Genomic DNA, 25,574 nt, shown 5'->3' on the forward strand with positions numbered 1-25,574 from the left:
AGGCCAGCACTCTCAACTAGCCACATTTGATGTCACCTCTTCCTGCACCAGACCCCAACGCGGCCCGTGACGTGTGGGATGAGGACCGCTGTCAGGGATACCGACTCATCACGGACGATCTACTCGACGACGGGTGGCAGCTGTCGGAACGCCGGGTCTGGCGGGTGTGCTCGCAGGAGGGCATGCTCTCGGCCGCGCATCGCCGCAAGGGCAAGCGGAAGCATCGCAGGCCGGGGCCAGCCGTCCACGACGACCGCGTGAGACGCAACTTCACTGCGTCCGCGCCGAACCGGTTGTGGCTCACCGACATCACCGAGCACCGGACCGGGGAGGGCAAGTTGTATCTGTGCGCGGTGAAAGACGTGTTCAGCAACCGGATCGTGGGCTACTCGATCAGCGACCGGATGAAGGCTCGACTGGCCGTCGATGCGCTGACGGACGCGTTCAACCGGCGCGGCGGACCCGTCGGAGTGACGGTGCATTCCGATAGGGGCAGCCAGTTTCGAAGCCGCCGATTCCGGCGGGCGCTTCGCCGCTTCGGGCTGAAAGGATCGATGGGCAGAGTCGGTGCGTGTGCGGACAACGCCGCGATGGAGAACTGGTTCAGCCTGGTGCAGAAGAACGTCCTCAACCAGCAGTCCTGGACCACACGCAAGCAGCTGCGACTCGCGATCGTGCACTGGATCGAAGCCCGCTACCATCGACGGCGACGACAACGACGACTCGGGAAGTTGACGCCCATCGAATACGAAGCAATCATGAAGACCACCGTCGAGCTGGCGGCATAAGGAAACGAGTCAACCAAACCTTCAGCATTCCCGTTGAAGCAGCGTTCGACAACGTTGCGACCCTTGTAGCGCTTCTTCTGCTGGGCACCGAAGTCGATCGGGCGGCCGGGCTGGTTCTGGCGATGGGCGATCTGATCGTTCCGCTCGGGGATGGTCGCGGCGATCCCTCGTGCTCGTAGCCATGCCCTGTTCGCTTTCGACGGGTAGCCCTTGTCTGCCAGCACCCGATCCGGCCGGGTCCGCGGGCGTCCTGACCCGCTGCGCGGCACGCAGATGTCATCGAGCGTGGCCGCCAGCATCGTGGTGTCGGCCGTGTTGCCGCCGGTGAGGACCATCCCCAACGGTCTACCGTGCCCGTCGGCGACCAGATGCACCTTGGTCGTCAGCCCGCCGCGGGAGCGGCCGATTGCGTGATCAGGCGGCTCGAACCACGGATTCTTGTGATTCGACAGAGCCCCCTGTGTCCCGGGCGAGGGTCGCACCATGCTGGTGCACGCGCGCAATCGTGGAGTCGATCGAGACGACCCAGTCGGTCTTCCCGGCCTCGTCCGCCTGCTTCTGCACCTCGGCGAGCAGCTTCTCCCATGTGCCGTCCTCGGCCCACCGGTTGAACCGCTTGTAGATCGAGTTCCACTTCCCGAACCGCTCCGGCACGTCCCGCCATGACGCCCCGGTGTGATACTTCCACGCCACCCCCTCGACAGCGAGGCGATGATCCGCCCACGGCCGCGACCTTCCCGTCGGCACCGGCATCAGCGGCTCCAGCACCGCCCACATTTCGTCAGAGATCTCGTGTCGTGTCACCCTTCAAGGCTCACCCACCGGAACCCGAAACCACTTGATCAACACGCCCTAGACTGGGACTGGACCGAGACTCAGCTGTAATTGACCGTGAAACCACATCTTGGTTGGATATCCGGCAGGGAGGTTACTGAACCGAGCGGAGATTGCATACCTGCCAGCTGCCAGCACCCCAAAAGTCTTCGTGGAACGGTCTCCCGGACCGAATGAGAGCGTCTTGGTGTGTACACCGTTGCGACGTAGGAATATCTGTAGACCCCCGCTGACATTCGCGCCATTCTGAGTTTTGCTAATCTTGGTTAGCTTGAACCTCACCTGACCGCCGTTGTGTTGGCGAGTTGTCGTGAAGTGTTCGTAAAACTGTGTAGTGCCGCCGGTGTTCGGCTTATCGTTGGTCATTTGGCCGCGGACATTGTGGTTTGCCATGTGTTCCTTCTTTCCGAGTGTACGAAAGGTCCCTCGATCGCTACGAACCCTTCTCATGTTACGGGGATGAGCTACTGAACGTCTCCCGCGTTGGTTGCGATGGCGTGGTTTTCATCGCGTTCGAGAAATGGCTCGATTTCCCACTGCAGCATCGGGGCGAAATTGCCTCCGCGTGCCGGACGGATCGCGTGGTCAATAATCGAAGCGTCGGTTCCAGGGGAATCCGGCTCCAAATGTATACTCCGAACGGGCGAGACATGCCCCGATTCGAGAGCGTCCAAGAGCTGATTGGCTGTGTCTTCATCGCCACGCTCATAGGCAGCCCAGGCTGCCGTGGCTGTAGCCCCCGACCAGAATGAGAATGCGTCAGCGGCACCGTAGCCGCCTTCGTATCGGTCGTTTTCGCCCCAGAGAATAGGATCGGCTGGAAACGCGTAACCATCAGGGAGGGGAAACGGGAAGGTTGCAGCGGCACGCCAATATTCGTCCCTGATTCCATCTTGGGTGACAGAGTCACTGCGACTGCCGAATTCAGCCACATACTCATCTTCAGACAGAGGATTCGTATGCACTACTGCGACGTCACCAATGGTTGTTGGCGCTTCGGGCTCGTGCGCCAGCGACGATGCGCAACCAGAGAGCGCAAACGTGACTGCTGCGACAACTGCGATGCCTGGATGCCTTTTCATGACTTGATCTAAGCATCAACCACCGACTACCGCCAGTACAACCAGTTTTTCTGTTGCTGCGACTGCTAAGGGATCAGATGACTCTTGAGCTGTGGCAAGTGTGCCGTTGCTGGAAGGGGCGATTGTCCTGAGTAAGAGACTCCGCGAGCTGCTATTCACCATGATTTTTCCCTTTGCAGGATCCAATCATCTTGATGACGTTCATCGCTCCTCCTGTGCGTCAAGCTCAAACTGATCCACCACTTTTCGGACGGTTCACGTATGGTGAAGAAAATAATTCAGCGAATGGAATGCCATGGAATCTCAGACTCCGCGCCCAGGCGCCTCGGAAACCGCGATCGACAGACGAACGTTTTTGCGCGCTGGCGCATTGTCAGTTCCGATGCTTGCAGTGGCCATCGCTGCACCCTCGGTGATAGCTCCGCCTCCTGCGACCGCGGCCGGTGTGAACGGGATTCGTGATCTCTCCGTCGAAGGCGATATAGACACTTTTGATGTAGGCGTGAGCAGTGATAGTAATCGATATTTCGAGCAGGGGAGAATGAGCTCGGGTCGGCTCTTCACTGTCGGCGAAGACCCCACGCCGAGCGGTTCCGTACTGAGGGTCGAATGGGATCCTCGTTGCAATGATGGTGGCGCAGAACTGTTCATCAAGGACTCTCCCGTCCAGGCTTCCGGGACAGGAACGGCAGGTAGCCACGGGGCTTATGCCACGTTCACTATCGATGAACCAGTCCCCGTTGGCATTCCACAAGGGGAGACCGGGCTTAGTTGGAGCATCAGCTTGGGTGAAGCCAATGAAAACTTCTACCCGGAAAATGAAGACCTCCACCCATACACGGTGCTTTTCACACCGCCTACCGGCTATGAGGATCCGGATATGGCGAACAATGGCTGGTCATCGCACGTCAGCTACGGCGGTACCGGAGGCGTAACGGACACCAATGCTCCCTGGCGCACCGTTGAGGTGTAGCGTTCTAGCGAATTCCCCTCTGATGTGAGCCATCTGAATCGTCGAGGCGACAACGACTACGAACCAGGGAGCAAGTGTCGCTTCGCCAAAATAACGTTGTTGCGTGTTTGGCTACCGCGTGATGAATGAGCTCGTCGAGGCGCCGGTTGACTTCCCATATAGACTGTCATGTCGGGCACCTTCATTAGTAGGATCTCCGACCGCAGCGTCGCACAACGAAGTGCGTTCTATTCCGCCTGAAACCTCCTGCCCCAGGGCTGCATCCGCGGTCTGTGTGGATCAGGTGGACTTTGCTGGAGAGTGAAGAGGCGGATGAGACTGTACTCAATCACCGAATGTTGACTTCAGCGGGGGAGTTCACTGTCGGTGAGCTGGTAGAAGGTTGCAGCACCTCTGCTTGGTTCCGAGGCCGTCACCGCCACTGACTGTCCTCGCTCGGCATGGCGCGTTGAGGAGTCCGTGCAGGAAACACGGAAATCGAATGCGCACAGTGAGCAGCTGTCGGCGATTGAACGGAACCTGCAAAGCACATAATACACGCCTCGTGGCAAAATTCTCTCTTGTCAGAGCGGGGCGTTATCTATCGCGGATTGAACTCCATAGACAGGATTAAAGCTGCCGCGGTCACGAGTTTTTAGGAGGGGGCCGCAAAAGCACAGCAAGGAGCGGAACTCTTCTCCTGCTTTGTTCTTGGCACCGATTACCGACGAAAGCTAGATTCTCAAGCCCTCTCTCACTGAACCGATAACCGGTCGGAGGCTTGCTGAGCGATGGCATAGTATCGACGCTCGGAGGGTTGGTAACCCTAAAGGGATGCGGCTTTTTTGCTGCGAAGGCCTTGCAGCTGAAGGCTCTTCTAGGCCATATTTAGCAGTGTGAGCGGTATTCGGTTCTCAGGGGTTTCCACTTCGCTGAAGTAGGTAGCGACTCGGCTGTGAGTCGAGGTGTTCTAATCCAAGCTAAGCGTGTGCCCAATAATGGCGTTGGAGAGAGTCGTTCGCCTGTATGGGAGGAACAAGGATGGGATGGTTTAGAAAAACGGCAGGGAATGCAGGCTGCATCGCGTTTTCTGCTGAGTATTCTCATTCGGTGTTTTCTCGCAGATAAGTAGATATCCGTCCTGGGAGGGGCTGCGTAGCATGGGTCAGCAGAGAAGCGTGGTCACAATTGGGGCCCTTTCCCGGCGTGCGATGGTGATGGGTGGGGCGGCGGGTGTTGCGGCTTTCATTTTGGGGCAGAGTAATCCGAGCGCAAGTCATGCCAATGCGAGTGGTGCTTTTGCTAGTCGGCTTCTTACCACGGTAGCCGCGAAGCTCAGTGATGAACGAGCCACTTTGGTGTTCTACGATTCTTCACTGAATCGGCAGTTTCAGTGGAGGGTCGCACAAGCTGTCGATGTGGAGTGTGAGGGTGTTCGGCTGCTGAGCATTCGATTGTCGTTTGATTCGCGAACGATGCGGTTGCGGGATCGACTTGTGCTCATTCAGGGGAGCGTATTCCACTCTGCTGCTCCTGCCGAACAACACGAGTCGGGCCATCAGTTAGAGGCAGCTTTCGAATTTGCCTTGTCTCCTGCGTCGGCGTCAGATGTTCGTATTATTCTCCCTTTTGATATGTCGTCGCTGTTTCCCGCGGATGCGTTGGATGGGGTGTATGAGCCACGGGCGGTCATCGAGACAGAAACCGCAGACGGGCACCAGGAGCGCTGGGAAGACACTCTTGTGTCTGCTGAGGTTGTGGATGCTGCGGCGCCGTACGCGCTCACGCTCAATGCTGGCTGGGACGCCGTGAGTGCTAACGCAGACGATTCGCTGTACTACCGTGCTCCGGTGTTTTTACGTGTGGAAAACGAGGGTCCGCATGCTTCAGCGTCCGGGCATGAACTGGTTCTTCGTTCGGATGTTCGTCATTCGTCGGAGCCAATTCTTTACGAAGGCCCCGATGCCGAAGGTGCTCCGCTGGATGCTCTAACACACACCGTTCACGGTAACGAGCGATTGACGCAGATAAGTTTGTCTTCGATCGAGGCGGGTGCATCACTGGTGTTCGTTGCCGAGTGGCCGGCGCACCGGCTGTCTTCGAGCACAGAGGGAGTCATCGCCGCCTTGGCGGAAGTGACGAGTGGGGATCGTTTTCCGCTTAATCGCACGGACTCGGTGTGGATGTCGAGTTATGACACGCATACGCCTTCGCTACCTGGCGCGGATGTGGTGCAGCTGGAGGAGGTCTGATGGACGACTGGATTCTGCTGATGCAGTCGTGGCTCGATCAGGAGTATGGAGGTAGGTCGGGTTACACGCCGACCCCCGGTGATGGCCGCACTGGCTGGCGCACCATGTACTCCATGACCAGGGCACTGCAGATCGAGCTCGGGATTGGTGCTCCGTCGGATGCGTTCGGGCCGACTACGAGAAGCCAGTTCAACACGCAAATTGGCACGATCGGTAGCGCCACTGGGCAATCGCATCAGAAAGTCATTGGCATCCTGCGTATGGCGCTGTGGTGCAAAGGCTACTTCTCCGGGTACATCGAGCCGAACCATCCGCACTTCTTCCAATACACCGATGGGCTGGAGAACGCGATTCGGGAGATCCGCACGAACCTTGGCTTGCCTGCATTCGGGGGAACAACCGTCAAGATTATGGCGAGCCTGCTCACGATGGATGCCTACACCTTGCTATCCGGAGGGAGCGCCGCGGTTCGTGGCGTGCAGCAGTTCCTCAACGGCCGTTACGTAACCCGTGCAGACTTTCCGCTCATCCCGTGTGATGGCGTGTTCACGCGGCAAGTGCAGGTCGGTCTGATGTTCGCCGTGCAGTACGAGATTGGTATGGCCGATGGGGTCGCGAACGGCAATTTTGGTCCAGGAACGCAGCAAGGCCTCAGGACGCACGGAGGAGTTGGTCTCGGGAGCAGCGACGGAGCACGCCGGCTCGTCTCGATATTCCAAGCGGCACTGATCCTCAACGGGCACACATCCACCCCGCTTTCGGGCACCTTCGACTCTTCCACCCAGTCCCAGATGCAGGCATTCCAACAGTTTGTTGCCCTACCGACTTCTGCAGGAGCGAATTATGCAACGTGGGCGTCGCTGCTCGTTAGCACCGGTGACCCCGACCGACCAGTTACCGGTGCCGATACCGCAACACAGATCAACGACGCACGTGCCGTAACGCTCTACAACCACGGACATCGTGTAGTGGGACGCTACATCAACGGCACGACGAAACGACTCACGCACAATGAGCCGGCCATCCTGCAAAACCGCAGCCTGCGATGGTTCCCGATCTACCAGGAATGGAACAACAGCGCATCATGGTTCTCCCCGGCTCTTGGTAGGTGGCAGGGGATACGCATCGCGGCGCGTGCTCGGGCGCTTGGTGTGCCAGGGAACACCATTGTTTTTCTTGCAGTCGATTACGATCCGATCGATGATGAGATATCCGCACTCATAATTCCGCACTTCCATGCGGCGAAAGCAGCGATTCAGGCTTCAAGTACGCACAATGTGCGCTTAGGAGTGTATGGCACTCGAAACGTGTGTGCTCGACTAGCCGCCGCTGGAATTACTGACGGATCCTTCGTTGCAGATATGTCGACAGGGTGGAGCGGAAATCTCGGGTTTAGGCTTCCACAGGATTGGATGTACGACCAGATCAAAACCACCACCATCGGCAGCGGCGCTGGCCTGATCGAAATCGATCGTGTGGCGGTCTCACAAAGTGCAACATCGCTCAACAACAGCGAGCTGATACGAACACCTCGAAAGTACAACGGAAGTAGCGTCGCTGGCTACGACGAAGAAATCTGGTGGAAATTCGCCGAACTCGGCTATTTGGCAGAGCGAACCGCTACTTCCGTACCCATGGCTGCTGATTTCGTGCTGTATGAAATTCATCGAAAGCTATATGGTCTTGGGCACGGCAATGGTCTGCAAGATAATGCATGGGAGTTTTTCTTCGCTCCACCACCCTTCCAGTTCCATCCCGATGCTCGACTCGAACAGTTCCAGTCGGACGTGGAGGCCTTTTACGGAGGGGTTCCCTCCGGGGGACCATTTGGGTTCACCACGGGAACGCAGATTTATGCAGTGGGTGATTTGCCGCATTGTGCGGCGGTTGCTCGTGCTCATCTGCAACTTGGTATTCCCGGTTCCAATGTTGGCCTCGCTGATGTTGACTTTGCTAGCTGGGCTGGCGATCTGCGTACCGCGTGGGCAGATTACGAAGTGCAGCGGCTCCAAGGAGGAATCACCGATGCGTACACCTTCCTCAGGGCTGCTATTGGTGGGCGAGGATCGGCGGCTGGGCAGTTCGGTGAAGCCGATCTTCGTGCAGACGCATTGGGGTACATCATCGCCCAAGAGCTTTTCCAAGGTCCGCCCATCGCCCTCGACCGTATTATCCGAGAGATATTACTTAACACAGCGGATGATCCTGCCTGGATAATCAAGCAATTCTCTCAACGTAGGTTTGGAAACTCGAGAGCCAACCTAGAGAATGCCGGCCGCTTAGCATGTACTGGGAACATACCCGTTGTTGAGCAGGCGCTAGCAACGTTGTACGGTGGCCAGCGGCGACCGGGTCAGACTAGGTCCGCGTCGACCGATCCACCTGCGAGTGTGATTGCAACCGAAATCGACGCTGTAGGAAGAGCATTTGCCGATGCAGTGTTTGATGCACAGTCTTCGTGGTCTCAGCGTTCATGAAATCTGAGCCGGTTCTGCAGTTCGGTGATGGTCGTGAGCTGGGCCGTCTTCCGGTCGTTCTGTTGTTCGCGGTCGTTATCGTGACCGCGGTAGCAACCTTCATTCCGAGCGATGACGATTATGTCATCTGGCAGCCAGAGACAATAGGCAGCGATGCACTGTATTTCTGGTTGCCGGCGAAAGTCTTCGTGCACACGGTGGGGCTTGCACTGCTGGTTGCTCTGCATTTGAGCGTGCGTGAGACGGTGTGGCGTCAGCGCGAGGCGTGGGTCAGACTGGCGGTGGCAGCGGTGCCGTTGGCCGTGTTCGGCTTTCTCTTTCGGTATGTCGTGGTGGGCTTAGGCATTTCTCTCTACATGAATGGGTTTCGCAACGATTTCGATCGAGAATGCACCGGTGGGATCATGTGCAACCCCGGTCTTGCTTCGTTCTGGGCGACTCCTTTGATCGCGCTTGCGCTAGATGCGCTCACCACGGTGATCGTCCAGAGGTGGAAGCCTCGGTTCTGGAGTGTGTACTGGACGGTCGCGTCGATCATCTTCCAGGCGGTGGCGGCGAGTCTTCTGCTGACTCGAATGGCGAGCAGCTAGGAAGTACTTTCCCGGCATCCAACGACATTCCCGTGCAAGGAGGAAAAGTAGTTGAATCTGAAGCCTAATGGGGATGCCCGATGCTATAACAGATTAGCTTCAGCAGCTGCGGACATGTTTGGAGATCCAGCTGGGGGAGTCTTCGGATTTACCACTATCGGGGATAGTGCCATGGGTGATGTGCCTCATGGGTCTGTAGTCGCGCGTGCCTACATGTATTTCGGCGCGTTGTCGGAAGGCTCCGGATATCTTCATGTGGATTATGCTGCTTGGGCGGGAGATCTTATTACCGCTTGGGCAGATTATGAACGGCAGAGGTTAGCGGGAAATGCAAGCGATGCCTACACCTACATGTTGCGCGTCAGACTATGTGGCAGGGGTAGTTAGTTGCGGAAGCAGCGCCCCTATCGAAAGGTCTGAGTCATGAGTCGTCCCCCGACGATCCCGGCGGAGAAGAAGCTCCGCATTGTGTTGTCCGTGCTGCAGGGTGAGATCTCGATCGCCGAGGCGGCCCGTCGTGAGAAGGTGTCCGAGCAGGCGATCGGGAATTGGAAGCGCCAGTTCCTCGAGGGCGGGAAGGCCGGCATCGAGGCGGGCAAGTCCAAGCCCTCGACGCGGGAGCAGCAGCTCGAGGACGAGGTCGCCGAGCTGACCCAGGCCCTCGGTGAGGCGGCGGTCGAGATCCGTGTGTGGAAGAAGAGCGCCGAGGGCCGCCTGGGCCCTTCGAGGACCTCGAGGTGATCCGCACCGATGCGGGCATGTCGACTTCGAGGTTCTGCCAGCTGATCGACATGCCCGAGCGCACCTGGCGGCGCTGGCAGGCCAAGGCGAGGGCCGAGCGACCGGTGAAGGGCCCGTGGCCGCAGCCGGCGCGGGACGCGGCCCGGCCGCTGGTCACCGCGCATGCGTTGAAGAAGCCGGAGTGGGGTCATCGGAAGATCTGGGCGATGACCCGCCACGACGGGCATAAGGTGTCGCAGGCGACCGTGCCGCGGCTGCTGCGCGATGACGGGCTGATCCTGCCGTCGGAATATCAGCAGCAGCGCCGGGAGCTGGCGAAGGACCGCAAGGCCGCGTTCGCGAGGAACCCGACGGGACCGAACCGGGTGTGGCAACTGGACTTCAGCGAGTTCGAGACCACCACCGGCGGGACGTGGCGGATCGCGGGGTGCCGGGACTGGTTCTCCTAGGTCGAGCATCCGTTTCACACGTCGCCGACAGCGAATCAGCAAGACGCGATCGCAGCGATCGAACTCGCCCTGACCGACTATGAGGTCATGTTCGGGCGCCCGCTCGTCGACCAGTGCGAGGTCGACGAGGAGACGGGCGAGCTGCTGCCGGTCGTGACGATCGTCACGGACAACGGCGGCCCGTTCGGGTCGCTGAACTTCGAGCTGTTCATCATGCGTCACCCCGAGCTCCGGCACGTGCGCACCCGAGTGAAATCGCCCGGGCAGAACGGGTCACGCGAACGCGGGTTCAGGACGCTGAAGTACGAGCGGCTGTTCCTCGACGACATTCCCGACGCGCTCACGCTCGTCGAGCGGGCCGAGGACTACCGCATCGAGTACAACGAGATCCGTCCTCACGAGGCCATCGCCTGGAACCGGCCGATGGAGGTGCACCTGGGCCTCGCCGACCCGGCCATCCCCAACTTCGAAAGAGAAGAAATCCTGCCAACTACTTGACGCGGGACATACATGAGAGCTCGGATTGGAGCTAGCGGTTCGCTGGCTGAGTCATTCGGGATAGCCGATCTTCGTGCGGATTGCCTTGGCTACGTCTTAGCCAGGCGCGTTCGCAATCATGGAGGGCGTCCCTTTCACTATCTCGTAGGGGAACTGCTAAAGAACATCAATGACGACCCGGGGTGGCTGGCGAAAGAATTTTTAAACACGCGGTTTGGGAGTCGCCAGAACGCAGTCGCTGCGGCGGAAGCAGCGCTGCAAAACAATCCTTTCAACGATACGGTCCTCCAGAATCTTTATTCAGGTTTTCGTAGACCAGGACATACTTACGATGACGGCAGGCCAAATCCTTCACAGTCGGTGCGAGGTACTGAATTGAATGCTTGCGCGAGAGCTTTTACCGATGTACTTGTAGACGCGCAAAGCAGCTGGACTCTAAGGTCTTAGTCAGCGTGAGTGAGACGAAGGCGAGAAGCGGCTCACGTTTGTTTGGGCTTCTGCTCGGAGTGCTGTTGACCATAGTGCTCTCCTGGATAGCGACGTTCTATTTCAACCCACGTGGCACGTACACGCTGTGGTCGGACAATTGGCCCCTAGGTCGTGCAACATTCAATGGCTTGTATTGGCGAATGGGCTTGCAGGTCGCGATTATTCTCGTCCTATCGGTGGTGCTCCATCAGAGTCTTCGAAGTCGAAGAACCGTGAGAAGGATAGTGTTGGCAGTCAACCTCATTCTCGCGGGTCTCATCGCTTCCTTGAGTTCGTTCTACTGGTGGTTCTTCACCGGTCTTGCTATCGAGGTCCGAGAACAAGGGTTCAAAGGCGATGGAGGTGTCGATCCGCCCTGCGACGCTGGCATTTTTTGCAATCCGCTGACCGGTCTGTTCTGGGCGCTGCCGGCAATCGCTTTGTTTCTGGATGCTGTGACCACGGGGATCTTATGGTGGCGCCGTAAGCAGCACTGGAGTATCTACTGGAGCATCGCATCCCTCATCATCATGATTCTGGTAACGATCGTGTTACTGCAGCGTTCGTCCGCGTCGTTCTAAGCCGGCGTAGCGGATCGATACTCACGCGAGGTGCGGAACGCCCTTGGGCTGAGGCTGCTTTCGTGTAATTGAACGAGTCGAGTCATTGGCGATAGCGGTTGGTCAGCGGCTGGCCTCTCGGTCAGCCTGGACGCCCGCCCTTCGCTACACGGCCGCCTCGATCACGTCTGCCGCTGCTGGCGCACCGCCGGACTGCTGGATTTCGGCTTGCATCCACTCGCTGCGTGCTGCGAACTTCGCTCGGTGCCCGACGGAGTCGACAATATGCCAGAAAGCATCGGCATCGAGATTGCCGGGGTCGAGCGCCAACCCGAGATCCAGTTCCTCAATTCTGTCGGCGTTCGCCCGCTGCTCGGCCATCTGCGGCACCGCGACCATCGGAACACCCGCGTTGAGCGCCTCGACCGTGCCGCCCATCCCGGCGTGGGTTACGAAGACCGACGCGTGCTCGAGAACGGCAAGCTGGGGCACGAAGGGCATGATCTCCACGTTCGACGGCACCGGTTCGAGCACAGCGGGGTCAACGCGGTCGCCGATCGACATCACGACATGCCAGTCGCGCCCGGCGGTCGAACTCGTCACCATGCGGAAGAAGTCGGGGCGGTCGTGGTAAGCGGTTCCGAGGGACACGAGCAGAATCGGTCGGCCCGCTGCTTCTGCGGGCGGCTTCCAACTTCCCTGGTGTGCTCGATCGGTCAGCACGGGGCCGACGAAGCTGAAACCCTCGCCGAACGTTCGACCGGAGGGCTGGAAGGCTCGGGGAACCGTCACGACCCGATCGGCCGCCGATGCTCCCTGCATGAACCCGGCAACACCCGAAACGCCCCGAGATCGCAGGAACCGTCTGAGTCGCCACAGGAACCTGAGAAACACCGGGTCGATCGGATTCACCTTGATGTATTTCTGCATGTTCCAGTGCCGGTTGCTCACGAAGTTCGGCCAGGTCTCGACCGTCGGCACCTCCCAGTCGTGCCCCAGCCCCCTCCCCCACCACGCGACCGGACCGTCGTGGACGATGACATCGGGACGCTGAAGCCGTCCGTCTGCTCGCAGGGCGTCGAGCTGTTCGGTCATGTGCTTCGTCTCTACGAGCGCCAGCTCAGAAGCCTTGGCGAAGGCCTGCCCGTGGAACTGCGGTCCGGCTTCTTCTCCCATTTCCGACCATTTCGACCGCAGAGGCACGTACTTCGCCCCAGTTCCGGAGATAGCCGATTCGAACGGCTCGGGTGCCGCGTACACGACGTCGTGTCCTCGCTCGACAAGCTCGTTCGCGATGCCGAGCGTTGGATTGATGTGACCGTGGCCGAGAGGGCCGGTGAACAGGATGCGGGCCATTGAGCGATCCTAACCTGCGCAGCTAGGCGGCTCCTCCGCGCTCCACGAACATTCAGAACAGTGTCGGCTGCGGAGTCAGGTCGAAGGATGCCGGCAGGACTTCCGCTCGTGCCACAGCGAGGCGACGGTGCTCGGGTTGATCCGCATCCTCTCGGGATGAAAGCCCGTGGCGTCGCAGCATCGGCTGCACGCGACGCGCGAGTTCACGACGGTACCCGCTGGGTGCGTACGAAGAGCGCCCGTAGAAGCGACGGTACCCGTCGGCCAGGCTCGGGTGCTCTCGATCGATCCACTCCAGGAACCACTCCCTCGCGCCCGGCCTCAGATGCAGTGCACCGTACACGACGCGCTTGGCACCGGCGTCGGCGATGGCGCCAAGAGCAGCATCGAGTTGCTCGTTGGTGTCGGTCAGCCACGGCATGATCGGCATGAGGAATACCGAAACCCTGAAGCCCGCATCCGCGGCCGCGCGCACAGTAGCCAAGCGGGCAGCGGTGGTCGGCGTTCCCGGTTCGACGGCATGCTGCAGATCATCGTCGAACACCGCAATCGACATGGAGAGGTCGACGGGAACCGCTGCGCTCGCCTCCTGCAGCAGCGGCAGGTCGCGTCGTAGCAATGTGCCCTTCGTCAGGATCGACATCGGTGTTCCGCTTTCAGCAAGAGCAGCGATGATGTCGGGCATGAGCCGGTAGCGCCCCTCGGCCCGCTGATACGGGTCGGTGTTGGTGCCCAACGCGACGAGCTCGCGCGACCACGTCGGTTTCGCCAATTCCGCGCGCAGCACCTCCGCGATGTTCACTTTCACGACGACCTGCTGGTCGAAGTCGTCGCCGGCATCGAAATCCAGGTAGCGATGCGTGTTTCTCGCATAGCAGCAGACGCACGCGTGGGAGCAGCCTCGGTAGGGATTGATGCTCCAGTCGAACGGCATCGAACTCGCGGCCGGAACGCGATTGAGCGCCGACTTCGCAGCGACTTCATGGAAGGTCACGCCCTGGAATTCGGGGGTCTGCACCGATCTCACGAGCCCAGCTACGCCGAAGAGTGCGCTGTCTCGACGGCCGGCCCGACTCGGCTCGCTATCGATCGTTTGTTCTATCCAGCGCACCCCATAAGTCGAACACGTTTACTAGTCACTGTCAAGCAGTGGATACCTGCTCGCGGCTCCGGCTCACCCTTTGGTATTGGGCACGGATCATCCTCCAGCGTGATGTGCGATGCTCGAAGGCCGCATACGATCACCAGAATGGAAGCCTGGACCGACTTTATCCCGATGCTCACGAGCTCTCCCTGGCTGCTCGCCGTCATCATCGCCGTGTGCATCATCGATGGCTTCTTCCCGCCCGTGCCGAGCGAATCGACGGTCGTCGCCGCGCTCGCCGCCGTCATCGCAACGGGCGGTACACCGTTCTGGATCGCTGCAATTGTGGTCGTGGCCGCCGTCGGTGCAATTGTCGGTGATTCCATCGCCTACGCGCTCGGACGGCGCGTGGGCGTCGACCGATTCGCTTGGATGCGCGGGCCAAAAGTGCGCCGAACGATCGAGTGGATCACGGGTCGCATGCACTCCACACCCGCCGTGCTCCTACTCGTCGGTCGTTACATCCCCGTGGGGCGCGTAGCCGTGAATTCGGTCGCAGGTGTGGCCGGCGTTCGCTACAGGAAATTCTTACTGCTTTCGATCATGGCCGGCTCGTTCTGGGCGATCATGTGTCTGGTGATCGCGTCGGCATCCGCCGCCTGGCTTGCCGACCCCTTCTGGTCGGCCGTCTTCGCCGTCGTGTTCATGATGGCACTGGGGATCTTGATCGATTTCATCGCCCGGCGCCGGATGCGCCACGCCCCCGCGAGCGAACAGGCGCAGCCACCCACGCCCTCGGTCGCACCTGCCCCGAACTGCTTGAAAACTGGCGAGATGCGCTGAACTGCCCGATTGTTCGGAGTTCTCGAACGGTACGCGCGATCCAGCGCACCACCGCAAGCCGTCCATAGAATGGCTGCATGGCTTCACCCGGGCGGCCGCCGCTGCATCCTTCTGCCCTGGAACCCGTCCTGGTGGCCATTATGGAGTTTGTTGTCGAGAAGGGATCTCGCGGAACCTCATACTGCGGTATCGCGACCGAAGCCTCGGGTTCCGTCGGTAAACTCCAACATCCTTTCGGATCGCCCGAAGCTGTGATCCGCAAAGTATTCGAACACCAACTGCCGTACATCACGGATCGCATCCTCCAGCTTCTCGATCACCCCGGCCCCCTCACGACGCGCCTGCGAGCCGCAGTCGACGAAGTGAACCCGAGTGAGTCCGTACGCCAGCACTGCAATGTGATCGCAAAGGAGCCCAACCGTGTCTGACGATCGACTTCCCAACGTATTCAGCCCTCTGAGTATTGGCCCGATGACGGTGCAGAATCGCATCTTCTCGTCGGCGCACCAGACGACCCTGACTCGCGACCACCTGCCGACCCCGGAGTTCTTGGCGTATCACCGTGAACGGGCGCGAGGCGGAACCGGGGCGATCGTCATGGAAGCGACCGCAGTGCATCCCTCCGGCCTGTTGACCCCGAAGACGATCGCGGGATATCTGCCGGCGGCCGTCGACGCCATGGCGGAGGTCGCCGACGCCGTGCACGAGAACGGCACGGGTCTCCTGACTCAGCTCTTCCACGGTGGCCGCGAACAGATCGCCAGCGCTCCCCGACGCCCTGCCGTTGGCCCGAGCGCTGTCCCCACGACGCGCTTTCACGTTGAACCGCGATCCCTGGAACTGACGGAGATCATCGAGATTATCGACGGCTACGCAATCGCCGCAGCACACATGCAGCAAGCCGGCCTGGATGGCATCGAGATATCGTCGTCGCACGCCTATCTGCCCTCACAGTTCTTTTCGCGAAGGAGCAACGTGCGGACCGACAGATTCGGCCCTGAGCATCCGCTGCAGTTCCTCACGGAAGTCGTCGATGCAGTGCGAAGCCGGGTCGGCACCACGCTCGCGATCGGTGTCCGACTCGCACTCGACGAAATGTCCGAATCCGGGCTCGACGAAACAGCCTGCGCCGAGGTGGCAGCGCAGGTCTCCGAGCGCTTGCCCGTCGACTTCATCTCGTTCACGATGGGCGACTCTGCGACGTTCTCGGGAGGAGCCTTCATCGCTCCCCGACCGCGCAGCATGCCCGAGAGCATCCTCGCCCGCCTTCCGGAACGCGCGACTGGCGGCGGCCCCGTAATCATGGCAACGACGCGTGTTGTCGATATTGAAGACGCAGAGCAGGCGATCGCACGCGGCCTGACCGATATGGTCGGGATGACTCGCGCGCAGATCGCCGACCCTCACCTCGTCCGTAAGGCCAGAGAAGGGGAGCCGATCATCCCGTGCACCGGCTGCAATATCGGCTGCATAGGGCACTATCACGCAGGGCTTCCGATCGCGTGCACGATGAATCAGGCAACGGGACGCGAAACGGAACTGCCGCAACCAGTGGTGCGCAGGGAGGCGGATGCCGCATCCGCGAGTCAGAAGCGCGTAGCAATCTTGGGCGGCGGTGTTGCGGGCATGGCTGCGGCAGTTGAGCTGGCGAGCGCGAATGCCGCGGTAACCGTCTTCGAACGTGACGCCGACATCGGCGGTCAGCTGAGAATCGCAGGCAGCGCCCCCGACCACGAATACACATGGTCCGCATGGCGAGACTGGCAGGAAACGCTCATACGCAATCTCGCCATCGACGTACGCCTCGGGTCACCGGCCACGGATGAGGAGCTCACGGGCTTCGACGATGTTATCGATGCCCGCGGGGCGGAGCCGTTCCTGGAGGGGAAGTTCCTGCGCCGTCTCAATGCGAACGTGGTTGACGCCTGGTCATTTCTGCAAGAGCCGTTGCGATACCGAGGAGAGCACGTCCTGGTCAGCGACTGGGGCGGTGAACCCACCGGGCTCGATTGCGTTGAAGTGGCCCTGGAGCACTGCCGGAAGGTGCACTACGCCTACGCGGGAGCCGAGCCTGCCGTGAACATCCACCAGTATCAACGGTTCGGCTATCTGACCCGAATCGATGTCCCGGAATGCGAAGTTGTTCCGTTCGCTCAGGCGGATGTCGTGGATGACCGCGTCGTTCTCCGCGGCTCGTTCTCCGATCGGGTGCGCGCCCTGCCCGAAGGAGTAACGACCGTCGTGATCGCCCACGGGCGCACCCCGCGATACGACCCCGAGTGCGCGAAGAGAACCCGCGTCGGCGACCTTGACGGCCCCCGCGGGCTCGAGGAGGCCGCGCTGGAGGGTTACGAAGCGGCAAGGGCCATACTCGAGAACGCTGAGTGAGTCGCCGGCCAACGCCCCCGCGCCCGCCACGAACTGCTTGGAAACTGGCGAAATGCGCTGGACTGCTTGGTTATTCGAGGCTCTCGAGCGAAACCAAGCAGCTCAGCCAGCCATCCGATCGCCGACCCACTTCGCCAGCCGCTCGAGCGGCCCCCGCCCGAAGCACGCGATCCAGAGCGTGCAAGACGCGAGCAAGGCACCTGTGAGCCACCAGAACACGGCGTTGTCCTCCACGTACCCACCGGGGCCACCGAGAACGAAGATCGCAACGATCTGCGCCGAATACGCGGTCAACGGCATGGCTCCAACAGCGGTAACCGGCAACAGCGGCCAGCGTAACCATCGACCCGTCAAGAGCAGCAGCGCGACGAGAACCATCGCGAACCCTCCTGAGCCCACGAGTTCTGCTGTCCCGCCGCTGTGCGGGTTCGACGAGAGCAGCGCATCCAGTACTCGCTCCTGCACACCGGAGGCAACGATCGCCTCCGTGTAGTGCTCCCACGTGTTGTCCGTGAGGTCGGGGTATTGCGGCGTGCTCTGTTCCCAAGGCGGTGTCGCCTCGCGTGCGTCGTACGCCGCGCCTGCTCCGTATCCGACGGCCGCGAGGACGAGCCCAACGCCCAGCACGGTCGCCGCGGTTATCGAACGCTTGAGATCCGATCTGCCGATTGCAAGGCCCGCGAGCATGAGAGACACCCAGACGGGCAACGAGTACGAGCCCTGGAGCACCAGCGCGAGACCGGAGGCATACGGTTCGAGTGTCAAGACCTGCACGAGTGCCAGTAGTGTCGGGCCGAGGAGCGCGAGCCCGACGGACCAGAAAACAAGCGTGCGACGTCTTGCGCGCACGAATGGCAGCGCGACGACATAGAGGATGCCGTACAGCGTCAGGATGATGAGCACGCTCGTCCCGAGTTGCTCAAGCAATAACCCGATGATGAAGATCGTGATGCCACGTCCCAGCAATCGCAAGCGCACGGCAGGCATCTGCTCTTCCGTCGGCCGTTGCGTGCGACCGGTCATGAGCGCGATCGAAACCCCTGCGAGGAGAGCGAACAGGATGGCGGACCGCCCGTTCACGATGTCCGGCCACGTGGCCGCGTCACCCCAGTCGAAGTCGAGTGCGGGTTCGGCTACGTGCGCGGCGACCATCCCGATGACCGCGAGCCCTCTCGCGATGTCGAAGCCCACAAGGCGAGGAGGCGCACCCGCTGCGAGCAGGCGTTGCCACGGCGTTCGCTGCTGCGGGGATGCGTCGTGGGCCACATCGCAAATATAGGGCCCGCGAACGTGAACGCCTACCCGAGCGGCAAGCGTGCCGTCAGTTGGTACCCGCCGTCTGGGGACTTGCCGGCCGTTACCGTGCCGCCCAGCGCCTCCACCCTGCTGCGGATTCCAGCGAGCCCGAGACCCGAACCGCGCGAGTCCTGGCCCGCGAGAGCATCCGCCGGAGCCCCGTTCGCAACCTCGACGCCTAGCTCGTCGTCATCCAGTTGCAAGCGCACTTCGACGTCCGCGCCGGGTGAGTGACGCAGGGCATTGCTGAGGGCTTCCTGCACGATTCGATATGCCGTCAGCCCGGTAGCGGAAGGAACCTGTTCGGCGACCCGCCCGACAGACTCGGCATCCGCTTCCTCGCCCGCCAAGCGGAACTCGATCGTGGCACCCGAGCGTCGCGTTGCGGCGATGAGCGTGACGATCTGCGCAAGGTCCGGTTGAGGCGCGAGCGGCGCGTCCTCCCCCGTTCGCAGCAGCGCGAGCAGCCCTCGCATCTCGGTCAACGCGCGGCGGGATGAATCCGCGATCGAATCGAATTCGTCGGTGACGCGTTCGTCGAGACCTTCGAGCCGGTACTTCGCCGTCGTCGCCTGCACGCCGATGACCGACATCGAGTGGGCGACGACATCGTGCAGCTCCTGCGCGATGCGGTTGCGCTCTTCGAGCTCTTGCCGTTTGGCGAGCTGCTCGGAGCTCGCTTGCCGTTCGGAGGCGAGCTGGCCGCGGCTCACGGCCAGCTGCTTGGCGATGATCCCGAGAACACCGACGCCGAGCCCGATTGCCGCAGCGACGATCATGTTGGACATCGCGCCCGGCCAAGTTCCGGCACCGTGCAGGCCGGTGAGCAACGCGAGGAAGGCGACGGATGCGGCCAGCACGCCGACGCCCCATGCCGCGAGCGCCCACGGCCATCGGTGCCGCAACGTGATGATGAGCAGCATGCCGAAGTGAATGATCATCGTCATGACCGGCCAGGGCCACGGAAACCCGAGTGTCCCCGCGGTCAGCAGCGCAGTTCCGGTCACCGCTGCTGCACCGGTGATCGTTGCCGCCAATGGCCAGCGAACCGCGAGCAGCACGGCGACCGCCTGGATGCCGCTCGCGGCAAGCCCGAGTGCGGAATGAATACCGTAACCGGCGCTCAGGACCGGCCAGCCGATTGCGAGGGAGCCGATCGCGATAACACCCGCTCCGATCCAGGCCCACCCTTCCGGCGACATGGACGAGGAGCGCTCCGCTGTGCGTTCGGAGGAGCGAACAGACGATGCGCTCGCTCCGGTCTCGGCTGTCGGCCTGATCGAGACGGGGGGCCCGTCCACCCCCAGCAGTGCGGCACGGGTCACGACCGCGTCGAGCGCCGCGAGCCCGCGCATGACGAAGGGCAGCGTGACGAGCGCGATGAGGCCGATGACAAGGTTGACCACGACTGCGACCAGGTGGCTGTCCGCGACGGCTTCGTCGAGAGCACCGTTGAAGACACCGTTCAGGACGAGTACGATCCCCTCGTCGTCACCGGGAACGAAGTGACCCCAGAGTCCGTACGAAAGACCACCGAGCACGAGCGCGCTCCAAGCGACCGCGAGCACGAAGTTGATGACGCGAAGCGGGAAGGCGATAAGCGTCTCGAACAGCAGGTCCAGCCACCGACGCGGATCCGCCATCGTTTTGATGATGCCGATGAGCCCCGGCTGCCTCGGCCGATACTGCACCGGCTCGAAGCGCGCGCCCCAGGCTCGCAATCTGGCTCTGGAAAGATCGGCGAACGCACCGGCGATCATGAGCGTGAACGGCAGGATGACCGCACCGACCCAGATCGGGAGCGTTCCTGCACCGACCGTGAACAGCGGTACAAGCACAATGAACGCTCCGAGCGACAGGAAGAAACCGGGCAGCACGTACGCATAGTCGCGGCCGAGGCGGGAGAGCATCCCGCCTCCCTGTCGCTTTCTCTGTCGATCGCTTGCAGCCATCATTCCGATTGTCTCCTAATGTGCGGTGCTTGCCGCGGATCGCCCGCGGCCCGCCTAGCATTTGCCCATTCGTGCAACCATGACACTGCCGTGCTGTGTCTCCATATGCGTCCCTCACAGGGCTGAACCGCGTCTCACCCGGCGGAGGGATATTGCGGCTTGACGCCGAGGCGCGGTTCACCGCTGTGCTACGTTCAGCACCATGCCTGAGCCTGCATCCGGGAGCACTGTACGCGTCATGATCGTCGACGATCAGGCGATGGTGCGTCAAGGATTCGCCGCGCTGCTGGATTCCCAGACCGATCTGTCAGTCGTCGCGACCGCCTCCGACGGAGACGAAGTCGTCGAGCTCGTCCGTCGCACGAGCCCCGACGTTATCTTGATGGACATCCGGATGCCGACGGTGAACGGGCTCGACGCGACTCGCGCGGTGCTCGCGATGCCGGGGATGCAGCATCCCCGCATCATCATCCTCACGACGTTCGACGCCGACGAGTACGTGTTTTCAGCTCTGCGCGCGGGCGCCAGCGGCTTCGTACTCAAGGATGCGAGCGCCGACGATCTCGTGAGCGCCGTCCGCGTTGTTGCGGGAGGGGATGCCCTGCTCGCGCCGTCCGTGACGAGCAGGCTGATCGCCGATTACGCCCAGCGACCCGAGCCTCGTCACGACACCGCTCGCATCGCTGCCCTGACGGAACGCGAAATCGGCGTCATGCGGGAAATCGCGACCGGCAAATCGAACGCCGAAATCGCCGGCGAACTGTTCGTATCGGAACAGACCGTCAAGACCCACGTCTCACGCATTCTGAACAAACTATCGCTGCGCGACCGCACACAGATCGTCGTCACGGCCTACGAATCCGGTCTCGTCTCGGCAAACCGCTAGCGCTCGCGTAGAACCCGACGGAACTGGCGACCTTCCCGCACCTCGGGTGCGGGGGACGCGCGCGGGCCGAAGCCACGAATCACTCTTTGGTAGGGGGTGATTCACCTCCTCAGCATGATGTGCAACACCACTGCTCCCCCGTAGCTTCGCAGCATCACGAACGCAAGGAGCAGCAATGGCACTGGACATCGCGCCGATCCCCGGCCGACGACACTCCGGTTTGACGGGGCGCACGCACGGGTCGGCCGCGACCGTCGGCACGGGCAGCTCGGTGGCCACCAAGCGCGACGGAGCCATCGATGCCGTCCGTACCGTGTGCCTGCTGGGCGTCGTTGTTCTGCACGCGCTCATGGTGGGGGCGTCTCCCGCGGCGGACGGAACGCTGGCGACCTCCGTCGCGATGCACGGCAATGCGTGGTTCGCGCCCATGACCTGGGTCCTGCAGGTCATGCCGATGTTCTTCATCGCCGGCGGATTCGCCTCCCTCGCCCAGTGGCGCAGGGTACGCGACCGGGGTGGTCACTGGAGCCAGTACGCGGCATCCCGCATAGGACGCCTGCTCATCCCGGCGGCGATCATGATCTTCGCGGTCGGCATGGTGATCGCGATTGCGGTGGCTTCTGGGCTCAGCCCCGATCTCGCGGCCGAAGCCGGCTACCGCATTGGCCAGCCGCTCTGGTTCCTGGCGGTCTACCTCGGTGTCAGCGGGCTCGTCCCGGCGATGGCGCACCTGCACGAAACAGCCCCGGTGCTGACGCTGGCTTCGCTGGCGGCCGGCATCGTCGCCGTCGACATCACCCGCATCGTCAGCGGCATCGAGGGCATCGGCTTCCTGAACCTCGCGTTCGCCTGGCTGTTCGCGCAACAACTCGGGTTCGCCCTCCAGGATGGCTGGGCCTCGGCGTGGTCACGCCGCTCGCTGCTCGCGGGGCTGGGTGGCGCCGTCGGAGGCATCGCCTTGCTTGTCTCGCTCGGCCCGTGGTCGGCCGACTTGATCACGAACCTCAACCCGCCGACCATCGTGCTGACGCTGCTCGCGGTCGCGCACTGGTTCCTCCTCCGACTCATCAAGCCGGCGCTCGATCGACGTCTGGCCGGCCCACGAGCGACACGGCTCCTGTCAGCGGCGAATCCGCTCGCCATGACGGTGTATCTCTGGCACATGCCGATCGTCATGGTGCTGGTAGGCGGCATGTGGGCGGCGGGGCTGCCGCTTCCGGAGCCGCACTCGGGCGCATGGTGGGCCACGAGACTCCCCTGGCTCCTGACGGTCATCGTGCTCGTCGTCGCGGCGGCTCCTGCTCTTTCGCGCATCGAACGCATCCGCCTTCCCGCGGCCGGCCGGCTGCCGGCGTGGCGAGCCGCTGCCATGGTGGCGCTCTCGGTCACAGCGGTCGCCGTTGTGCTACTCGCTGGTCTCGGCGATCTTGCCGCCGTGCTCATCGGAACGGGATGCGCAGCCCTGGCCATCGCCTGCTCGCTGCGCACGCCCGGCGCTTACCCGGACGCTTAGGAACGGATATTGATGGGGCCCGTGCCCGGCTCCTCGTCCGGCAGCGGACCGATACTCCTGGGGCGCACAATGGTCCAGAGCACGACGATCGCGAGCGCGGCGCAGATGGCGATCGCACCCGACATCGGAATCGCGCTCGTGACGGCGAACAACCCGATGATGGGTCCGATCGCCGCAGCACCGAGCATCCCGGTAGCGCCGATCAAACTCGCCGCCGTGCCGGCATCTCTTCCGTGCCTGCCCAGCCCGAGCGCCTGGATCGCCGGCGTCGTGAGCCCCAGGCCGAACTCGTAGACGAACAGCAGCACGATCAGCACGGCAACGTGCGGATGCGCCAACGAGACAGCGAACATCGCCACACCGACCACGAGCATGTACGCGGTCGAGACGATGAGCGTGGTCTGCGGGCCGAACTTCGTCGAGATCTTCGGGGAAACCTGCGACCCGGCCACGACACCGATCGCGCACACCGCGAACACGGCACCGAACTGCAGCTCCGAGAAGCCGTACACACCCTGCAGCACGAGGGATGCACTGGCAAGGTAGGCGAAGAGACCTCCCCAGTTCGCGAGCGCCAACAGCAGCACGCCGACGTAGACGCGGTCGCTGAGCACCCGTCGGTAGCGCCGGAGGAAGGGCTCAGCGGTTCCGAGCCCCTGACCGCGAGGACGCGTCTCGCGCAGTACGACCAGCTGCAGAACGATCATGAGTGCGCCGTAGGCGGCGAGCACGACGAACATCCCGCGCCATTCGATGACCGTCAGCAGCGCCGACCCGACGATCGGAGCCACGACGGGAGCAGCGCCCATGACGAGCATGAGACGACTCAACGCCACGATCAATTGGTTGCCGGAGAAGAGGTCTCGGATCATCGCCATCGCCACGACGGCACCGCCCGCAGCCCCGAGGCCCTGGAACACGCGCAGCAGCGACAGCACTTCGATGTTCGGAGCCAGCGAGACACCGATCGACGCAGCGACGTGCAGCAGGTTCGCGCCGAGCAGCGGCCACCGCCTGCCGACGCGGTCGCTGAGCGGCCCGACGAACAGCTGCCCCATAGCGAAGCCCAGGGTTGTGGCGGCAAGCGTCAACTGCACCTGCCCGTCGGGGACGCCGAAATCCTCCCGCAGTTGCGGAAAGGCGGGCAGGTACATATCGATCGTGAACGGACCGAGCCCCGTGAGCAGACCGAGCGCCACGATGATGGCGACTCGTCTGCCCTTACTCAACGTCTTGCTTTACAACTGTCTCGAGTGCACGGGAAGCGACGATTTCCTGACGCGTCTCCTGGTCGAGCTCGAAGACCTGTCGACCATCGATCCAGACCGAGGTCGGTCGAGCCATCGCGTCCGCCCAGTCACCGCTCCAGAGCACCAGGTCAGCACGCTTGCCGACCTCGATGGAGCCGACCTCGGCATCCACGCCCAGCGCCTTCGCCGGGTTGAGCGTTATCGCCCGCAGCGCAGTCTCGCGATCGAGTCCCTCGCGCATGGCAAGGCTCGCCTGGTGCACGTGGAAGGAGATCGGAATCACGGGATGATCCGTAATAAGGGAGATCTCCACGCCCGCTGCCGCCAGCTTCGCGGGGTTGCCGATCGAGCGACCGCGAACCTCCATCTTCGACTTCGACGTGAACAGCGGGCCGATCAGCACCGGGATGCCCTTCTCGGCGAGCAGGTCGGCGACGATGTGCGCCTCGGTGCCGTGGTCGATGACGAGGTCGTAGCCGAACTCGTCTGCCAGCCGGACGGCCGTGACGATGTCGTCGGCGCGGTGGCAGTGCTGTCGCCACGGAATCTCGCGTCGCAGCACTTTCGCCAGTGCCTCGTTCGTGAGGTCCCGTTCGAACGGCTTGCCGTCGGCCTCCGCCTGCTCCTGCTTCGCCATGTAGTTCTGGGCCGCGACGAACGCTTCACGGATGACCTTCGCGGTCCCGAGCCGGGTCGAAGGCGTCTGCTTCTTCTCGCCGTAGACGCGCTTGGGGTTCTCCCCCAGTGCCGATTTCAGGCCGGCCGGCTCGCGCAGCACCATGCGGTCGACGATGCGGCCGAAGGTGCGGAGCGTCGTCGCGAGTCCGCCGATCGGGTTGCCGGAACCGGGGTTGACGTTCACAGTTGTGACCCCGCCCGCCAGCGCGGCATCCCACCCTTCCTCGAGCGGGTCGATCGCATCGATCGTGCGCACGGCGGCCTGGTTGACGCCGGTCATCTCGTTCGTGTCGGACGCGCCCATGCCGTCGCCTTCCGGGTGCACGCCGAGGTGCACGTGGGCGTCGACGAGACCGGGCGTCAGGTGTGCGCCCGCCGCATCGATCGTCGTCGCGTGTTCGGGAACGGACACGTCGGGCCCGACCGCTGCGATGCGGCCGTCTTCGATCAGGACGGTTCCGGTAAACGGTGCACCGGCGACGGGTGAAACCAGCGCGTTCAGAATTGCGGTTGTCAAAATGCCTCCTCGCTCACCACCGAACGCGAACGCGCACGGCGGACAACTCTCCCAGGCTACGCCTATCGGCTGACAGCGTTGTACGCGGTGCCCTCGGCAGTCGTCGATCGGCTTCGCGCC

At 62.2% G+C, this 25,574-nt stretch carries 22 protein-coding genes and 1 pseudogene; 14 read left to right on the forward strand and 9 right to left on the reverse strand.

Annotated elements, in window-relative coordinates; all coding sequences use genetic code 11:
- Positions 1-56: 56 nt before the first annotated feature.
- Positions 57-788, forward strand: a pseudogene (locus Q0O95_RS01000) (IS3 family transposase); the annotation flags it as partial.
- Here Q0O95_RS01000 and Q0O95_RS14055 read toward each other — a convergent pair.
- From Q0O95_RS14055 to Q0O95_RS01010, 3 genes are all read right to left on the reverse strand, one after another.
- A complete protein-coding gene (locus Q0O95_RS14055) occupies positions 695-1,273 on the reverse strand; it encodes a transposase (protein WP_366516420.1) in 579 nt (192 codons plus the stop codon). The pseudogene Q0O95_RS01000 and the gene Q0O95_RS14055 overlap by 94 nt on opposite strands.
- Complete coding sequence (locus tag Q0O95_RS01005; protein WP_293694460.1) at positions 1,203-1,592, reverse strand: IS5 family transposase; 390 nt, start codon at positions 1,590-1,592, stop codon at positions 1,203-1,205. The genes Q0O95_RS14055 and Q0O95_RS01005 overlap by 71 nt, the downstream gene beginning before the upstream one ends.
- Before the next feature lie 494 nt (positions 1,593-2,086).
- On the reverse strand, positions 2,087-2,704 hold the full coding sequence (locus Q0O95_RS01010) for a hypothetical protein (RefSeq protein ID WP_293694462.1): 618 nt from the start codon (positions 2,702-2,704) through the stop codon (positions 2,087-2,089).
- A 295-nt stretch (positions 2,705-2,999) separates the two neighbouring features.
- Here Q0O95_RS01010 and Q0O95_RS01015 point away from each other — a divergent pair, with 295 nt between their 5' ends.
- From Q0O95_RS01015 to Q0O95_RS01050, 8 genes are all read left to right on the forward strand, one after another.
- Positions 3,000-3,677 carry a hypothetical protein gene (locus Q0O95_RS01015; RefSeq protein WP_293694463.1) on the forward strand — a complete coding sequence of 226 codons (678 nt, stop codon included), beginning with the start codon at positions 3,000-3,002 and terminating at the stop codon, positions 3,675-3,677.
- A 1,139-nt stretch (positions 3,678-4,816) separates the two neighbouring features.
- A complete protein-coding gene (locus Q0O95_RS01020; RefSeq protein WP_293694465.1) occupies positions 4,817-5,908 on the forward strand; it encodes a hypothetical protein in 1,092 nt (363 codons plus the stop codon).
- On the forward strand, positions 5,908-8,385 hold the full coding sequence (locus tag Q0O95_RS01025) for a glycoside hydrolase domain-containing protein (RefSeq protein WP_293694467.1): 2,478 nt from the start codon (positions 5,908-5,910) through the stop codon (positions 8,383-8,385). Before Q0O95_RS01020 ends, Q0O95_RS01025 begins: the two co-directional genes overlap by 1 nt.
- Positions 8,367-8,975 carry a hypothetical protein gene (locus Q0O95_RS01030; protein WP_293694469.1) on the forward strand — a complete coding sequence of 203 codons (609 nt, stop codon included), beginning with the start codon at positions 8,367-8,369 and terminating at the stop codon, positions 8,973-8,975. Before Q0O95_RS01025 ends, Q0O95_RS01030 begins: the two co-directional genes overlap by 19 nt.
- 423 nt (positions 8,976-9,398) lie before the next feature.
- Positions 9,399-9,716 carry a helix-turn-helix domain-containing protein gene (locus tag Q0O95_RS01035; RefSeq protein ID WP_158035051.1) on the forward strand — a complete coding sequence of 106 codons (318 nt, stop codon included), beginning with the start codon at positions 9,399-9,401 and terminating at the stop codon, positions 9,714-9,716.
- Entirely contained in the window at positions 9,713-10,165 is a 453-nt protein-coding gene (locus tag Q0O95_RS01040; RefSeq protein ID WP_293694473.1) for an IS3 family transposase, read from the forward strand. Before Q0O95_RS01035 ends, Q0O95_RS01040 begins: the two co-directional genes overlap by 4 nt.
- 87 nt (positions 10,166-10,252) lie before the next feature.
- Positions 10,253-10,663: an integrase core domain-containing protein gene (locus Q0O95_RS01045; RefSeq protein ID WP_293694475.1), complete on the forward strand. Its 411-nt coding sequence runs from the start codon at positions 10,253-10,255 to the stop codon at positions 10,661-10,663.
- Between the two features lie 452 nt (positions 10,664-11,115).
- Positions 11,116-11,712 carry a hypothetical protein gene (locus Q0O95_RS01050; RefSeq protein ID WP_293694477.1) on the forward strand — a complete coding sequence of 199 codons (597 nt, stop codon included), beginning with the start codon at positions 11,116-11,118 and terminating at the stop codon, positions 11,710-11,712.
- Positions 11,713-11,856: 144 nt separating this feature from the next.
- Here Q0O95_RS01050 and Q0O95_RS01055 read toward each other — a convergent pair whose 3' ends face one another.
- Together Q0O95_RS01055 and Q0O95_RS01060 are read right to left on the reverse strand one after the other, a co-directional pair.
- A complete protein-coding gene (locus Q0O95_RS01055; RefSeq protein WP_293694479.1) occupies positions 11,857-13,047 on the reverse strand; it encodes a macrolide family glycosyltransferase in 1,191 nt (396 codons plus the stop codon).
- Positions 13,048-13,099: 52 nt separating this feature from the next.
- Positions 13,100-14,158 carry an Rv2578c family radical SAM protein gene (locus tag Q0O95_RS01060; RefSeq protein ID WP_293694481.1) on the reverse strand — a complete coding sequence of 353 codons (1,059 nt, stop codon included), beginning with the start codon at positions 14,156-14,158 and terminating at the stop codon, positions 13,100-13,102.
- A 138-nt stretch (positions 14,159-14,296) separates the two neighbouring features.
- Between Q0O95_RS01060 and Q0O95_RS01065 the strand changes: the two genes are divergently transcribed.
- From Q0O95_RS01065 to Q0O95_RS01075, 3 genes are all read left to right on the forward strand, one after another.
- Positions 14,297-14,974, forward strand: coding sequence for a VTT domain-containing protein (locus Q0O95_RS01065; protein WP_293694482.1), 678 nt, complete (start codon positions 14,297-14,299; stop codon positions 14,972-14,974).
- A 77-nt stretch (positions 14,975-15,051) separates the two neighbouring features.
- The gene (locus Q0O95_RS01070; protein WP_293694484.1) at positions 15,052-15,402 is read left to right on the forward strand and encodes a TetR/AcrR family transcriptional regulator; all 351 of its coding nucleotides are present in this window, start codon (positions 15,052-15,054) and stop codon (positions 15,400-15,402) included.
- Complete coding sequence (locus Q0O95_RS01075; protein ID WP_293694486.1) at positions 15,395-17,362, forward strand: FAD-dependent oxidoreductase; 1,968 nt, start codon at positions 15,395-15,397, stop codon at positions 17,360-17,362. Before Q0O95_RS01070 ends, Q0O95_RS01075 begins: the two co-directional genes overlap by 8 nt.
- A 102-nt stretch (positions 17,363-17,464) precedes the next feature.
- On the opposite strand, the gene Q0O95_RS01080 is transcribed toward Q0O95_RS01075, so the two are convergent.
- Both Q0O95_RS01080 and Q0O95_RS01085 read right to left on the reverse strand, forming a co-directional pair.
- Positions 17,465-18,628, reverse strand: coding sequence for a heparan-alpha-glucosaminide N-acetyltransferase domain-containing protein (locus Q0O95_RS01080; RefSeq protein ID WP_293694488.1), 1,164 nt, complete (start codon positions 18,626-18,628; stop codon positions 17,465-17,467).
- 32 nt (positions 18,629-18,660) lie between these two features.
- Positions 18,661-20,610, reverse strand: coding sequence for a sensor histidine kinase (locus Q0O95_RS01085; protein WP_293694490.1), 1,950 nt, complete (start codon positions 20,608-20,610; stop codon positions 18,661-18,663).
- A 202-nt stretch (positions 20,611-20,812) separates the two neighbouring features.
- On the opposite strand from Q0O95_RS01085, the gene Q0O95_RS01090 reads away from it, so the two are divergent.
- On the forward strand, positions 20,813-21,496 hold the full coding sequence (locus tag Q0O95_RS01090) for a response regulator transcription factor (protein ID WP_293694492.1): 684 nt from the start codon (positions 20,813-20,815) through the stop codon (positions 21,494-21,496).
- Positions 21,497-21,671: 175 nt separating this feature from the next.
- Positions 21,672-23,009: an acyltransferase gene (locus Q0O95_RS01095; RefSeq protein WP_293694494.1), complete on the forward strand. Its 1,338-nt coding sequence runs from the start codon at positions 21,672-21,674 to the stop codon at positions 23,007-23,009.
- Here the strand turns inward: Q0O95_RS01095 and Q0O95_RS01100 are convergent.
- Both Q0O95_RS01100 and Q0O95_RS01105 read right to left on the reverse strand, forming a co-directional pair.
- Positions 23,006-24,238 (reverse strand): multidrug effflux MFS transporter, encoded by a 1,233-nt coding sequence (locus tag Q0O95_RS01100; protein ID WP_293694496.1) that lies wholly within the window; start codon positions 24,236-24,238, stop codon positions 23,006-23,008. The two genes, Q0O95_RS01095 and Q0O95_RS01100, sit on opposite strands and share 4 nt — an antisense overlap.
- Positions 24,231-25,457, reverse strand: coding sequence for an amidohydrolase (locus Q0O95_RS01105; protein ID WP_293694629.1), 1,227 nt, complete (start codon positions 25,455-25,457; stop codon positions 24,231-24,233). The genes Q0O95_RS01100 and Q0O95_RS01105 overlap by 8 nt, the downstream gene beginning before the upstream one ends.
- Positions 25,458-25,574: the final 117 nt, after the last annotated feature.

Origin of the sequence: uncultured Agrococcus sp., from assembly GCF_945915485.1 — a bacterium.
GTDB lineage: Bacteria > Actinomycetota > Actinomycetes > Actinomycetales > Microbacteriaceae > Agrococcus.